The sequence below is a fragment of the Streptomyces sp. NPDC014861 genome (genome assembly GCF_043081625.1).
Lineage (GTDB): Bacteria > Actinomycetota > Actinomycetes > Streptomycetales > Streptomycetaceae > Streptomyces.
In genome coordinates this window covers 285,699-299,412 of sequence record NZ_JBIBWV010000003.1, presented here as the reverse complement: position 1 = coordinate 299,412, position 13,714 = coordinate 285,699, and the positions used below count along the sequence as shown (strand labels likewise).

12 protein-coding genes are annotated in these 13,714 nt (G+C 73.7%); 7 read left to right on the top strand and 5 right to left on the bottom strand.

Going from position 1 to position 13,714, the window contains the following annotated elements; all coding sequences use genetic code 11:
* Window positions 1-15: 15 nt before the first annotated feature.
* Window positions 16-1,662 (bottom strand): MFS transporter, encoded by a 1,647-nt coding sequence (locus ACF1BN_RS08015; protein WP_392330735.1) that lies wholly within the window; start codon window positions 1,660-1,662, stop codon window positions 16-18.
* Between the two features lie 295 nt (window positions 1,663-1,957).
* Between ACF1BN_RS08015 and ACF1BN_RS08010 the strand changes: the two genes are divergently transcribed.
* The 3 genes from ACF1BN_RS08010 to ACF1BN_RS08000 all read left to right on the top strand — a co-directional run bounded on the left by ACF1BN_RS08010 (window position 1,958) and on the right by ACF1BN_RS08000 (window position 5,159).
* Window positions 1,958-2,542 (top strand): helix-turn-helix domain-containing protein, encoded by a 585-nt coding sequence (locus tag ACF1BN_RS08010; protein ID WP_392330734.1) that lies wholly within the window; start codon window positions 1,958-1,960, stop codon window positions 2,540-2,542.
* A gap of 95 nt (window positions 2,543-2,637) precedes the next feature.
* Window positions 2,638-3,273 carry a type 1 glutamine amidotransferase domain-containing protein gene (locus ACF1BN_RS08005; RefSeq protein ID WP_392330733.1) on the top strand — a complete coding sequence of 212 codons (636 nt, stop codon included), beginning with the start codon at window positions 2,638-2,640 and terminating at the stop codon, window positions 3,271-3,273.
* 374 nt (window positions 3,274-3,647) lie between these two features.
* Entirely contained in the window at window positions 3,648-5,159 is a 1,512-nt protein-coding gene (locus ACF1BN_RS08000) for a DUF4246 domain-containing protein (protein ID WP_392330732.1), read from the top strand.
* Between the two features lie 33 nt (window positions 5,160-5,192).
* Here ACF1BN_RS08000 and ACF1BN_RS07995 read toward each other — a convergent pair whose 3' ends face one another.
* Window positions 5,193-5,969, bottom strand: coding sequence for an NUDIX domain-containing protein (locus ACF1BN_RS07995; protein WP_392330731.1), 777 nt, complete (start codon window positions 5,967-5,969; stop codon window positions 5,193-5,195).
* 156 nt (window positions 5,970-6,125) lie between these two features.
* Between ACF1BN_RS07995 and ACF1BN_RS07990 the strand changes: the two genes are divergently transcribed.
* Entirely contained in the window at window positions 6,126-6,884 is a 759-nt protein-coding gene (locus tag ACF1BN_RS07990; protein ID WP_392330730.1) for a DeoR/GlpR family DNA-binding transcription regulator, read from the top strand.
* 46 nt (window positions 6,885-6,930) lie between these two features.
* Here the strand turns inward: ACF1BN_RS07990 and ACF1BN_RS07985 are convergent, their stop codons facing one another.
* The 3 genes from ACF1BN_RS07985 to ACF1BN_RS07975 all read right to left on the bottom strand — a co-directional run bounded on the left by ACF1BN_RS07985 (window position 6,931) and on the right by ACF1BN_RS07975 (window position 10,135).
* Entirely contained in the window at window positions 6,931-7,392 is a 462-nt protein-coding gene (locus ACF1BN_RS07985) for a hypothetical protein (protein WP_392330729.1), read from the bottom strand.
* 122 nt (window positions 7,393-7,514) lie between these two features.
* The gene (locus ACF1BN_RS07980; protein WP_392330728.1) at window positions 7,515-8,693 is read right to left on the bottom strand and encodes an amidohydrolase; all 1,179 of its coding nucleotides are present in this window, start codon (window positions 8,691-8,693) and stop codon (window positions 7,515-7,517) included.
* The gene (locus ACF1BN_RS07975) at window positions 8,690-10,135 is read right to left on the bottom strand and encodes an MFS transporter (protein ID WP_392330727.1); all 1,446 of its coding nucleotides are present in this window, start codon (window positions 10,133-10,135) and stop codon (window positions 8,690-8,692) included. Before ACF1BN_RS07975 ends, ACF1BN_RS07980 begins: the two co-directional genes overlap by 4 nt.
* 518 nt (window positions 10,136-10,653) lie before the next feature.
* Here ACF1BN_RS07975 and ACF1BN_RS07970 point away from each other — a divergent pair.
* The 3 genes from ACF1BN_RS07970 (at window position 10,654) to ACF1BN_RS07960 (ending at window position 13,702) form a co-directional block, all read left to right on the top strand.
* On the top strand, window positions 10,654-11,721 hold the full coding sequence (locus ACF1BN_RS07970; RefSeq protein ID WP_392330726.1) for an Lrp/AsnC family transcriptional regulator: 1,068 nt from the start codon (window positions 10,654-10,656) through the stop codon (window positions 11,719-11,721).
* Window positions 11,722-11,856: 135 nt separating this feature from the next.
* Window positions 11,857-12,555, top strand: coding sequence for a hypothetical protein (locus ACF1BN_RS07965; RefSeq protein ID WP_392330725.1), 699 nt, complete (start codon window positions 11,857-11,859; stop codon window positions 12,553-12,555).
* A 289-nt stretch (window positions 12,556-12,844) separates the two neighbouring features.
* Window positions 12,845-13,702, top strand: a complete 858-nt coding sequence (locus tag ACF1BN_RS07960; RefSeq protein ID WP_392330724.1) for a DUF4157 domain-containing protein — start codon at window positions 12,845-12,847, stop codon at window positions 13,700-13,702.
* Window positions 13,703-13,714: the final 12 nt, after the last annotated feature.

Below are 13,714 nucleotides of genomic sequence, written 5' to 3'. Positions count from 1 at the left end.
TTCCGCGCGACAGGGTCACCCCACGGGGACCGCCCCGTCGGTGGTCGTTCCGTCGGTGCTCGCCTCGCCGATGCTCGTCCCGTCGGTCGTCGCTCCGTCGGTCGTCGTCGGCGACGCGTCGCCGCCGGGGCCTCGGAGGGCCACGTACACGAAGAGGGCGCCCATGACGGCGACTCCGGCCCACATCGCGTGGTGCCAGCCGTCGACGAAGGATTGCTGTGCGGCGCGGAGGAGGTCCGGGGCGCGGGAGCCCGCGCCCGCCGACGCCTCGACGGCGTGGGCGATGCCCTCCCTGGCGGTGTCCGCCGCCCCCTGGGGGATGCCCTTCAGCCGGTCGTCGACGGCGTCGCGGTACCCGGCGGACAGGAGGGCGCCGAGCAGCGCGACGCCCAGCGCGGTACCGAACTCGCGGGTGACGTCGTTGAGGGCGGACGCCACGCCCTGCTTGCCGCGCGGCAGCGAACCGGTGATCGCCTCGGTGGAGGGCGTCATCGCCAGGCCCATCCCGGCGCCCATGGCGAGCATGCCGGGCAGGATGCTCGCGTAACCGCCGTCGACCGAGACGAACACCGCCATCAGGGCCAGGCCGACGGTGGCGAGAGCGATGCCGCCGGCCATGGTCGAACGGGAGCCGACGCGAACGGCCAGCCTCGGGGCCAGGCCCGAGGCCGCCATCATCATCACGGCCATCGGCATGAGCGCCAGCGTGGACAGCAGCCCCGACCAGCCCAGTACGGCCTGGAAGAAGGGGAAGAGGACCACGGCGATGCCCGCCTGCACACCGAAGACGACCAGCAGGGTCACGGCACCGCCGGCCAGACCCCGTACCCGGAAGAGGCGTACGTCGAGGAGGGCGGCGTCCCGGCGGTGCAGCTGCCAGGCCACGAAGCCGACGGCCGCGGCGAGGCCGACGACGAGACCGGTCAGGGTTACGGACGCCGTCCAGCCGCGCTCGGGGCCCTCCTGGAGGACGAAGATCAGGCCGACCACGGCGAGCGTGGAGATCAGCGCGCCCACGGTGTCGAAGGGGTGCTCGGAACGCTCGCGGGAGTCGGGGACCGACCTGACGGTCATGGCCAGGGCGGCGGCGACCAGGACCACGGGCAGCACGAACAGCCCCCGCCAGTCCGCGACGTCGACGAGCAGCGCGGAGAGGAACATGCCCAGGATGCCGCCGCCCCCGGCCACACCCGTCCACACGCCGATCGCCTTGCCGCGCTGCTCCTCGGGGAAGGTGGAGGTGATGACGGCGAGGGTGATGGGCATGATGACCGCCGCGCCGACGCCTCCGACCACGCGCGCGGCCAGCATCACCTCGGCGTTCGGTGCCAGGCCCGCCACGACGCTCGCCGCCCCGAAGACGACCAGCCCGGTGATCAGCATGGGCTTGCGCCCGATCCGGTCGCCGAGCGCGCCGAGCGGCAGCAGCAGCGCCGCCAGCGTGAGGGTGTAGATGTTGATGATCCACAGAACGGTGCTCTGCGAGGCGTCGAACTCGACCGCGAGGTGGGTCTGCGCGACGTTCAGCCCGGACACCAACGCGATCACGGCCATCAGCGCGACGGAGACGGCCGCCAGGATGCCGCGCAGCTGACGCGCGTCCGGCACTCCCCCGCCGTCGTCGTCGGGGATCTTCGCCGGGCCGGAGTGGTTCGTGTTCATGGGTTCCTCTCAGGGTGCGGCCCCACGGGGCCGGTGAAAGAGCGGGCGCCGGAGCGGGTACCGGATCGGGCGCCGGCGTGTGGCGTGGTCGGGGGGCGAGTGGAGGCGGCGCCGGTCGCGCCGCCGCGACCGGCGCGGAGGAGACGTCGGGCGGTCCGAGGGGGTGGACTCCGCGTCGTACCGGTCGCTGTCGAGCGCGACGACCGATCAGCGGGGGCGGGCGGGCGCCCGGGACCCTGGACCGGCTGATCACGACGCTAAGCGCATGTTGCATACGAGGCATACACTCTTGCCCATGACGCAAGAAGAAGGTGATCTGGACGGCCTGGTACGCAAGCGCATCCGCGCCCTGCGGGTGGCACAGGGCTGGTCGCTGGAGGAGCTGGCCGGTCGGACCAACCTCAGCCAGTCCTCCCTCAGCCGCATCGAGAACGGTCGGCGGCGCCTCGCGCTCGACCAGCTGGTCCTCCTCGCCCGCGCCCTGGACACCACGCTGGACCAGCTGGTGGAGACCGCCGACGACGATGTCGTCATCAGTCCGACGGTCGACGCGGCTCGCGGGCTGATGCGCTGGCCCGTCAAGGGCGACCCGGGCATGACGGTGGTGCGCCAGCGCATGACCGAGCCGCCGCCGGAGAATCCGGCCCGGATGCGCGCCCATCCCGGGCGCGAGTGGCTGGTCGTCCTGTCGGGGACCGCGATCCTCATGCTCGGCCACCGGCGATTCCGCGTCGAGGCGAACCAGGCGGCCGAGTTCCCGACGATGATGCCGCACGCGATCGGCGCCGACGGCGGCCCCTGCGAGATCCTGGGCATCTTCGACCGTGACGCCCGCCGCGGCCACCAGCGCCAGGACGCGGACGGCGACCCGTCGACCTGAGGACTACGGCCCCACCGGCGGTGCGACGTTTGAGCCGCCCTCGCGCGGTCAGTCGCACGGGTGGCGGGGGACCCGACATCGGAGAGGACCGCATCGTGCCGCACGACGGAAGGCCCCAGGGAAAGCCCCACGGACAGCCCGACGCGAAACTCGACCGGAAACCCGACGGGAACCTCGACGGGAATCTCGACGGGCGGAGCGTCCTCGTCCTCACGACCAACTACGGCACCGAGCAGGACGAGTTGCGGAAGCCTGTCGCGGTGTTGCGGGAGCACGGAGCCCGCGTCACGGTCGCCGCGCAGGAGGACGAGCCGATCCGCACGCTCGTCTCGGACCGCCGTCCCGGTGCCGAGATCCCTCCCGACACGACGCTCGCCGAGACGACGGCGGACGGCTTCGACGCCGTGATCGTGCCGGGCGGCACCGTCAACGCCGACCATCTGCGGACCGACACCGACGCACGCCGCCTCGTCGCGGCCTTCGCCGAGGCCGGCAAGCCGGTGGCGGCCATCTGCCACGGCCCGTGGCTCCTGGTGGACAGCGGACTGGCCGAGGGCCGGGAGCTGACCTCGTACCCCTCGCTCCGCCCCGACCTGGAGAACGCCGGCGGCACGTGGCGGGACCGGGAGGTCGTCGTGGACACCGCCGGTGACCACCCCCTGATCACCTCCCGGCGACCGGACGACCTCGACGCCTTCTCGGCGGCGATCGTCCGCTGCCTGGGCGGCTGACGGAAAGGGGCTGCGCCCCGCCGCACGCTCTGTCGTCGTCGTGATCCGGACGCACGGGGAGGGCGGGGCACGTGGACGAAGTCGGGGGCGGACCGACGGCGGCGGTCCGGTCGGCGCCGGCGAACGTCGCGGCCTGGCGTCGGTGCGGGGGCGGGGTCGGCGGGCAGGAACCCGATCCTGCCGGTCCCCAGTACACGCGGACTGCCCACCCCCACAGAACGACCACGCATCCCTCGGCGCGACGGTGGCGGTGGCGGTGACGGTGGGCGGGCGTCGACCGGCCTGGCGACGGGCGACGGCGCCCCGGACGGGGGTGTCGGTGCGCTGAAGTATTGTTCCCGCCACCGCACACCGACTACTGAGGATCCAGAGAATTGACTGCGCTGCCTGCCTTTCCGCTGCCGTTCCAAACCACCCGTTCCGTGGCGGCGTTCGCGACCCCCCGCACGCTGCGGGAGCTGGAGATGATGGAGTGCAGCGCGCACATCCGGGCGAAGTCCGGGTGGTTCGACAAGATGCGCGACGCCGACATCGTCGCCCGGTGGACACGGGAGGCGTCCGCCCAGGGGCTGACCGAGGCGCAGGTCCGCCACGTGCTCGACGAACTGGCGCACTACGCCGCGCTGCGGGACGGGGAGTCCGGCGTCGAGGTGTCCGCCGTGGACGGGGTGTGGCAGTCGGACAGGCTGGTCGACGACAAGCTCAGGTCCCGGCTGCGCGAGGCGGTCCGGGTGCTGGAAGAGGTCCCCGCCGAGGAGCTGGACTGGCATCCGGGGTCCGACGGCCAGGTGCTCGATCTCGTGCATCCCTCGCTGTTCTGTCTGGTGAGGGAGGCGAGCGGCGCCCCGGAGCGGGCTTGGGTCAACCCGACGGACCACTACTCGAAGCACGAGTTCTCGGAGCGGTTCCAGTGGCTGCCCACGGACGTCGAGGTGAGCGAGGACGGTGACGTCTCCTTCCTCTCGTACGTCAACAACGTCCATCCGGAGACGCATCACGAACTGGCCGCCGTCCTGCCGGACCTGTTCGCCCGCTTCCTGCCGCTGTGGGAGAACGTGCTGACCGATCTGCGCCATCCGCGGCCCGTGCGGATCGATACCGATCCCTACGGGTGGTACGGCGAGCCGCCGACCTACCCGAACAAGGCCGACTACAGCGACGACGCGGCCCATCGGGAGGCCTACCGCGCGTGGAGGGAGGCCCATGACGTCTGGTGGGACAACCGTCGCCTCACCGTCCCCGACGCTCCGGCCTTCACCCCGCCCGAGGCCCCCGACGCCTCCGCCCGGGTCGGGTTGCGGGGCCGCCGCCTTCAGGTGATCGTCAAGCTCGCCACGATCCAGCTGACGCCGGAGAAGCCGGAGTACGCGGGCGGTTCCTGGCACGTCGAGGGGATGCTCAACGAGCGGATCGTGTCGACCGGCCTCTACTACTGGGACAACGAGAACATCACCGAGAGCCGGCTCGGCTTCCGGGCGGCGCTCGACGACCCGGAGTACGAGCAGAGCGACGACGAGGGCATGCGCGAGGTCTACGGCCTGGAGAACGAGGACGCGCTGAACCAGGTGCTCGGTTCGGCCTCGACCGAGGAGGGCCGCTGCCTCGCCTTCCCGAACGTCCTCCAGCACCGCGTCGGTTCGTTCCGCCTCGCGGACCCCAGCCGGCCCGGACACCGCAAGATCCTCGCGTTCTTCCTGGTGGACCCCTCGGCGCCGATCGTCTCGACCTCCGACGTGCCCCCGCAGCAGCCGTGGTCGGACACCTCGACCATGACGCTGGAGCAGGCGAAGGAGTACCGCGAACAGCTCATGCGGGAGCGCAAGTTCTTCGTGGACGAGCACAACGAGCAGCTCTACGAGCGCGAGTTCTCCCTCTGCGAGCACTGACCTCCCGCAGGGCCGGGGGCCTTCCCCCGGCCTTCAGGAGGTCCGGGGGGAGGCGGAGGAGGAGAAGGGGCCGTCCAGGGCTGCCCATTGCAGGAGCAGGACGGTCTTGCCGTCGGTGACGCGTCCGTCGCGGGTCATCGACAGGGCCTCGGCGAAGGGGACTTCGAGGACTTCGATGTCCTCACCCTCCTCCGGCACCCCGCCGCCGGTTCCCGTGCGGTCGGCCGGGGTGTAGGGGGCCGCGTAGAAGTGGAGGCGTTCGGTGACGGAGCCGGGGCTCATGTAGACGTCTATGACCGGCGTGACGTCGGTGAGGGTGACGCCCAGTTCCTCGGCGGCCTCGCGGCGGACGGCCGTGAGCGGGTCGTCCTCGTCGAGGAGTCCGGCGGCGGCCTCCACGAGCATGCCGTCGGGGTGACCGTTCACGTAGGCCGGGTAGCGGAACTGGCGGGTGAGCAGGACGCAGCCGCGTTCCGCGTCGTAGGGGAGGACGACGGCGCCGTTGCCGCGGTCGTACGTCTCGCGCTGCTGCGTCTCCCACGCCCCGTCGCGGCGGCGGTAGTCGAAGGTGGTGCGCCGCAGGACGTGCCAGCCCTGTGAGGTGAGCTCGACGTCGCGGATCACGACGTCGGGGTTGCGGGAGAGCTCGCGTCCCGCCCGGTCGAGGCCTGTGCGGCCCCGGTGGTCGGGGGTGTCGACGCCCGGGCGGGAGGCGGAGGGGACTCCGGCCGTGGTCGCGGGCGCCACGGCCGCGGGCGCGGTAGTCGCGTTCTCTCCCGGTGCCGCGTTGTCGTTCGTCCGGTCTGCCATGCGGTCTCCTACGGGCTGCGGTGCGGGTTCTGGGCCGCGTCGCGGTGGACGGGCGGGGCGCTGGCGACCTCCTGACCGGCGAGGGCCCACGGACGGCGGCCGGTCACGGGGCGCTACGATACACGCAGGAACGTGCAAGAACAGGAGAGAACGTGCATGTTGGCTGCTGAACGCCGAGCCCATCTGCTGGATGTGCTGGCCCGTGAGGGCAAGATCGTCGCCAAGGACGTCGCCGTCGACCTGGGGCTCTCCGAGGACAGCGTGCGGCGGGCCCTGCGCGACCTCGCGGCCGAGGGCCTGTGCCAGCGGGTGTACGGCGGGGCGCTGCCGGTGTCCCCCGCCGTGGCCGACTACGACGCGCGCCGGTCGGTGTCCCCGGAGGGCAAGCGGAAGGTCGCCGCGGTCGCCGCCCGTCTCGTACGGCCGGGCAGCGCGCTCATCCTCGACGGCGGCACCACCGCCCTGGCCGTCGCGCGGGCGCTGCCCCACGAGCTCGACTGCACCGTGATCACCCACAGTCCGACCATCGCGGCGGCACTTTTGGACCATCCGCGCGCGGAGCTGTTCCTCCTCGGGGGCCGCGTCTTCAAGCACTCGGCGGTCGCCTGCGGCGCCGCCGCGGTCGAGGCCGCGCAGAACGTCTCCGCCGACCTGTGCCTGCTCGGCGTCACCGGGGTCCATCCCGAAGCGGGGCTGACCACGGGCGACGCCGAGGAGGCGGCGATGAAGCGCGCGCTGGCGGGCCGCGCGGCGGAGACGTACGTCCTCGCCTCCTCCGAGAAGATCGGGGCGGCCTCCCGGTTCCGCGTCCTGCCGTGGGACGACGTCACCGGTGTGATCACCGACGCGGGCCCGGACGACGCGGTCGTCGCGCGACTCCGGGAGCTCGGGCCGGAGATCCTGACGTCTTCCTGAGGTCCCTCGGCGGCGGGCGCCGTGAGCGGGGCGACGAGGACCGGAACTACAGGTCGTCGCAGATCGCGCGGGCGCGGTCGAGTTCCTTCCTGACCGTCTCGTCGAACTGGAAGGTCATGTTGTGGCGTTCCTGCGAGCGCCGTATGGTCTCGGCGAGTTCCTTGTACGACGCGTCGCCCGCGGCCGCCGCCGCGGAGAGCGCGCCCGCCGCCGCGTACCGGTTGAGGGCGATCGTGCCGGCGGGTCCCGGGTCCGTGTACTTCGTCTCGTCGAAGCCGTCGAGGGCCCCGCAGGCGGCTCGCGCGTCGACGGCGGCGGTACCGCCGCCGGAGGTGCCGTCCCCGCTCAGCGCCCAGAAGGCGCCGACGCCCCCGGCGCCGAGGGCGAGACCCACGGCGAGCGCGAGCACGACGACGCCGGTGCGCTTGCCCGCGGGTCCGGACGGGGGCGTGGAGGGCACGGGGGGCGCGGTGACGGGGGTGTGGGAGTACGGCTCCTGAGGCTGCATCCGGCCCAAGGTAGCCGTCCCGCCCGCGCGCAGGAAGCGGGGGCGGTGGGGACGGCCCGGCACGCGGCTCCCCCGTACCCTGGCTCGCTCGCCTCCCTCCCCTCCCTGCTCCGTCGCCCGTCCTACCCGGGGACGCGGGACTTGAGGCGCTGCGCGAGCGTGGCGCGGTGGGTGTCGTCCGTCGCCAGGTCGAGGGCCGTCCAGGCCATGGCCAGGCCGCCGTCCAGGACCGCGCGGTCGGCCCCGGGGGTGGTGCCGTAGCGGGTGAACTCGGGGTTGTGCATGATCGCGTCGCCGCAGTCGTAGCCGATCATGGGGTGGATCGTCGGGACGAGGTGCGAGACGTTGCCCATGTCGGTCGAACCGCCGCGCAGGGCCGGGTCCATGTCCTGGACGTCACGGCCGAGGGCGCGGGCGGCGTTCAGGTAGGTGCGGGCCATCGCGAGGTCCTGGCGGAGGTCCGCGTAGTCGTTGCCGACTGGGTCGAGGGTGAGTTCGGCGCCGGTGGCCAGCGCGCCCGCCTCGAAGCAGGCGCGGATACGGGCCTGGAGGCCGCGCAGCTCCTCCATGGTGCCGGCGCGGACGTCGTAGTCGGCGGTGGCGAGCGCGGGGATGACGTTCGCGGCCTCGCCGCCCCGGGTGACGACACCGGAAACGACTCCGCCGGGCGGCATCTGCTGCCGGTACGCGGCGATGGCGACCTGGGCGATCATCAGGGCGTCGGCGGCGTTGGTCCCGCGCTCGGGCATCGCCGCCGCGTGGGCGGCGACCCCGTCGTACCGCACCTTCCAGCTGCTGATGGCCTGGGAGGTCATGCCGACGGCGTCCTGCGGGGCGGCGTGCACCATCATCGCGGCGGCGACGTCGTCGAAGGCTCCGGCCGCCAGCATGTCGACCTTGCCGCCGCCGGACTCCTCCGCGGGGGTGCCGAGGAGTTTGACGGTGAGGCCGAGGTCGTCGGCGTACGGGGCCAGGGCCAGGGCGGCGGCCACCGCCGCCGCGCCGTTGACGTTGTGGCCGCAGGCGTGGCCGATGCCGGGCAGCGCGTCGTACTCGGCGCAGATGCCGATGACGAGGTCGCCGCTGCCGGCGGTGGCCCGGAAGGCGGTGGGCAGTCCGTAGGCGCCGCGCTCGGTCTCGAAGCCCGCGGCCTCGACGAGGTCGGTGATCCGGCGGGCGGCCCGGTGCTCCTCGTAGGCGAGTTCGGGGTCGGCGTGCAGGGCGTGACTGAGGTCGATCAGGTCCTCGCGGCGGGAGGCCAGGGTGGCGCGGACGCGCTCGCGCGGCGCGGTCGGGGTCATGCGAGCTCCTTGGCGGGCTTCGGGGTGCGGTAGAGCAGGGCGAGGGCGGCTCCCGCGACGGAGACGACCGCGCACAGGGTCCAGGAGGTGGTGTAGGCGCCGAGGGTGGGGAGCACGCGGCCGGCGGGGGTGTGTCCGGCGAAGACGGTGAGGACGACGGCCGCGCCGATGGAGCCGCCGACGTTGATGAGCAGCTCGTTGATGCCGGAGCCGACGGCGGTGCGGTCGTGCGGCACCGACTCGACGGCGAGCGTGCGGGTGGAGTGCTGCATGAGGCCGGTGCCGAGACCGGCGACCGCCGTGCCCGCGAGGAAGGCGGCGAGGTGGGTGTGGAACGCGGCGGAGAGCACGTAGCCGGTGGCCATGAGGAGGGAGCCGCAGACGAGGGTGAACCGGTCGGACACGGCGCGGGCGAACGCGGGGGCGACGAGCGCGGCGAGGGCGAGCGCCAGGAGGTTGGGGAGCATGGCCAGGGCGATGGCGAAGGGGTCGAGGCCGGGGCCGTAGCCGTCCTGGGCGGTGGCGGTGCCGAGGAAGACCGGGTTGGCGACCTGGAGGCCCAGCATGCAGAAGGTGAAGGTGAGGGTGGTGAGCGAGACGACGGTGACGTTCCGGTGCCGGAACATCCGGACGTCGATCATCGGCTCCTCCGTGCGCAGCTCCACCAGGACCCACGCCACCGTCACCGCCGCGCCGCCGATCAGACAGGCGAGCGTGCGCGGGGAGCTCCACTCCCACCCGGGGGTGCCGCCGAGGCCGAGCCCCAGCATCACGGCGAGGAGACCGACGCAGAGCAGGATGCCGCCGGCCCAGTCGATGGGGCCGCCGGGCCGGTGGTCCGACTCCGGCAGGAAGCGCCAGCTGAACGCGAGGGCGAGGGAGGTGGCGACGGCGGGCACCCACAGCGCGGCCGTGGGGCTGTCCACCGAGCGGGCCACCAGGCCGCTCGCGACGAGCCCGAGGGCGAGTCCGCCGACCAGCGCCGCGACCATCACGCTGATGCCCCGGCGGCTCTCTGCGTCGCCGCCCGAACGGTTGCGGAGGATGCCGACGAGGAGCGGGAAGAAGCCGGCGAACGCGCCCTGGAGGATCTGCCCGGTGAGAAGGGTCGGGAAATCGCGGGCGACGCCGACGAGGAGGGAGCCGAGCAGCACGATGGCGAGGTTCCAGCGCAGCACGCGGCGGTGGCCGTGCAGGTCGCCCATGCGGGAGAGCACCGGGGTGAAGGCGACGCTGGCGAGCAGGTTGGCGATGCTGATCCAGTTCAGGTCCGCCGCGGAGACCTTGAGGGTGTCCGTGAGGCTGCGCAGGATCGGGGAGAGGAAGCCCTGCGTGATGCCGCTGGAGAGCTCGACGAGGATCACGGAGGCCAGCACGGCCGCCGCCGGAGTGGGACGGGGCGGGACTCTTCTGGCGGCCGGGGGTGCAGCGGTGTCGGTCATACGTACCACCTGTTCGGTGCGGGGCTCGCGAGCGGGCAGGAAGGGGGGAAAGAGGTGGGGGGAGGGTGGGGCGGGTGGGACGGGTGGGGTGTGGTGGTCGGCGCTCCGGCGCGAACCGCACCACAATGTGGCCATCGGGCGTGGACCGCGACAAGAGTCGTGGGCAGTGTCGGGGGAAGAAGACAATGAAGGGGTGATCGACGGCGGAATCCGGCGGCACGGCCCGCTGACCGTCGCCGATCCGGCGCACCGCGGCGCGCTCGACGGGCGGGTCGTACGGTGCGGCGGGCGTGGGCGGACGTGGCCGGGCTGTAAGGCATACGGTGCGGCCGTCAGGCTGTACGGTGCGCGTCGGTTCGCGTGGTGCGCGTCGGTTCGTACCGCGCGGTGGGCACCGCCGTACGGTGCGCCCGACGCGCCCGCACGGTGCGGCGGGCGGTCGCGTACGCGAGTGCGGTGGCGCGCCCTCCCGCCCCGGCCACCGTCCCTGCCCCCCCCTTCCGGAACCGGAGGCGTACGTGACCGATCCGACCGGGTCCCTCCCGGCGCTGGACGCCGTGGACCACACGATCCTGCGGGCCCTGCATCGCAATCCCCGCGCGCCCTTCGCCGAGATCGGCGCCACCGCGGGCGTGCACGAGCGGACCGTCGCCCGGCGGCTCGAACGGCTGACCTCGACCGGCCGGGTCCGGTTCACCGCGGCCCTGACCCCGGAGTACCTGGGCGAGGGGGTGACCGCCGAGGTCGCCGTACGGTGCGCGCCCGGCCGCGTGCACGAGACCGCCCTCGCGCTGGCCCGCCGGGCGGACGCGCGCTCCGTCGAGGTCGCGACCGGCGATCTGGAGGTGTACGCCGAGTTCACGACACCCGACCACGACGCGCTGCTCACCCTGATCGATTCCGCGATCGGGCGGCTCGACGGGGTGGTCGACGTCCGCTCGCAGGTCGTTCTCCGGCTGCTCCTGACGGCGAGCGACTGGGCCCCGTACGACGACCGCCCGACCGACGTCCGGCGCCGCGTGCGGGAGGGGAGGCCCCTGCCCGCTCCCCCGCCGGTGGACGAGCTCGACCGGCGGCTGGTCGCGCTGCTCGGCACGGACGCCCGGATGTCCACCACGCGGCTGGCGCAGCGCCTCCAGGTGGGCGAGACGACGGCCCGCCGCCGGCTCGCCCGGCTGATGGCCTCCCACGTCCTGCACCTGAGGCTCCACGCGGACCCGGCCGTGCTCGGCTACCCGCTGGAGGCGCGCTTCCGGCTCGCGGTCACCCCCAGCCGGCTGGAGGCGGCGATCCGGCGGCTGGCTGCGGAGCCCGCCATCCGGCACCTCGTCCTGACCACCGGCACCAGCAACATCCTCGGGTACGCGAGCCACCGCGACACCGTCGACCTGCACGCCTTCGCCACGAGGGTGTTCTCGGGACTCGACGGGGTCACGGCCACGGAGACGGCCGTCCTCATGCGCACGTACAAGCGCGCGAACATCACCGAGGCAGGTCCCGGCTCCCCGCAGCCCTCGGCCCAGCCGTCGGCCCCGCCCCCTCCCGCCGCGTCGACCCAGCCCTCACCGCCACCCCGTCCCGCCTGAGCTCGACGCCAGGAGCGTCCGGTCCCGGCAGGGAACCGCGACGCGTGGGGTGGCCGAGCGCTGCGCGCGGCACCCCGGCGCGGGCCCGTACGATGACCGGCACATGATCAACCAGCTTTGTACGGGGGCTATCTGATGGCAGTTCAGGACATACGGTCGGCGGCGCGACTGATCGGCCGGCGCAATGCGCTGCGCTATCTGGCGATCGGGGCCGCCGCGACCCTCGTCGCGGCGTGTACCGGCGAGACACGAAAGTCGGCGGCGGGCAGCGGTACGACCCCCGCACCCACCGACGCGCCGACCGGAACCGCTCCGGCCACGACCGCCGCTCCGACCGCCACCGGCTCACCCTCCCCCTCCCCCACCTCCGTGGCACCCGAACCGGCACCGACCGGCGTGGTGGCCCGGGCCTTCGACGCCTTCATCAGGGGCGACTGGACCGTGGAGTCCACGACTCCGGGGCGCGAGACCGCCAGGGGCAGGGCGACCGTGATGGCGGACGGCGGAGGCAACGGCGGCTTCAGCATCGTCTGGGAGGGGACGAGCGGCCCCGTCACCTGGTCCGGAGGCTGGCTGCTGCGCGGCGGCCACCTCGGCATCGACGTGTACGACGCCCCGGAGGACGTCGACCGGCTGAGCGGCGGCCAGGCCCTCACCGTCCCCGGCCAGGTCCGGGAGGGCGTGTCCCTCGTGCTCCCCTGGCAGCCTCCGGGCCACGGCGGCACCAGCGACGGCCAACAGCTGAAGGTCTCCTACAGGAACGACGTCCTGCGCATCGTCCACACGGAGCGGGGCGGCAGCGAATCGGTCCACGTCTGCACCCGCACCGCCTGATCGTCCCGAGGCTGCTCCCTCCTCCCTCCTCCCTCTTCTCTCCCTCGGCCCTCCTGCCTGATCCGCCCCGCACCTCGCGCCCCGCGCCCCGCACCTCGCGCACCGCGCCCCGCGCCCGCCCACCCGCGGCTCGCGCGGCTGCGCGAAGGGGCAGCGCTTCCTGCCCCCGGCGTCCCGGGGCGGGCCTGGACGGGGCACGGGCCGGTGGGGAGGCTTGGGGTACGGGGCCGGCGCGCCCTCACGCAGGACGCCTTCGGGGACCGTCCCGGGACCGTTCGGGGAGCTGACGATGAACGGGTACGAGCACGATCACGGCCATGAGCACGACCACGAGCACCACCAGGAGCACACGCTCGAGCGCGCGGCCGACGACCGGCTCCACGACGACCGGGCCCAGGAGGGCGGTCCCGGGGCGGCCCGGCTCTTCGAGGCCGCGGCCTCCGGGCGTACCGACGTCGTGGGCGCCTCCGGTCTCGGCGCGCTCCAGCGGGCGGTGGGCAACGGGGCCGTCGGCGCTATGGTCCAGCGCAGCCGCGGCACGCGGCCCGAGGCCGAAACCCCTGCCGAGGAGGGCGAGCGGTCGCCGGTGCACGACGTGCTGACCTCGGGCGGCGGGCAGCCGCTGGACACCGCGACCCGCGGCGACATGGAGGCCCGGATGGGCGCCGACTTCTCCGACGTACGGATCCACACGGACGCCGCCGCCGACGCCTCAGCGAAGGGCATCGGCGCGCACGCGTACACGGTGGGCAACAACGTGGTGTTCCAGCGGGAGGCCTACGATCCCGCCTCGCCGCAGGGCCGGACGACACTGGCGCACGAACTGACGCATGTGATCCAGCAGCGCAGCGGCCCCGTCGAGGGGGCGGAGGCGCCGGGCGGGATCCGGGTGAGCGACCCCTCGGACCGCTTCGAGCGGGAGGCCGTCTCCAACGCGGAGCGGGTGATGGCCGAGCCGGCCGCCGCGACCCCGGCCGCCCCCGCCGTCCAGACCGCCCCGGCCCCCTCCGTGCAGACCGCCCCCGCTCCTTCCGTGCAGCGGGCGGCGGAGGACGAGGAGGAGCAACCCGCCGACGTTCAGGGCTCGTTCGTGCAGCGGGCGGCGGAGGCGGGAGCCGAGGAGGCCGAGGAGGAGGCACCCGCGTAGCCGTGCGGGAGA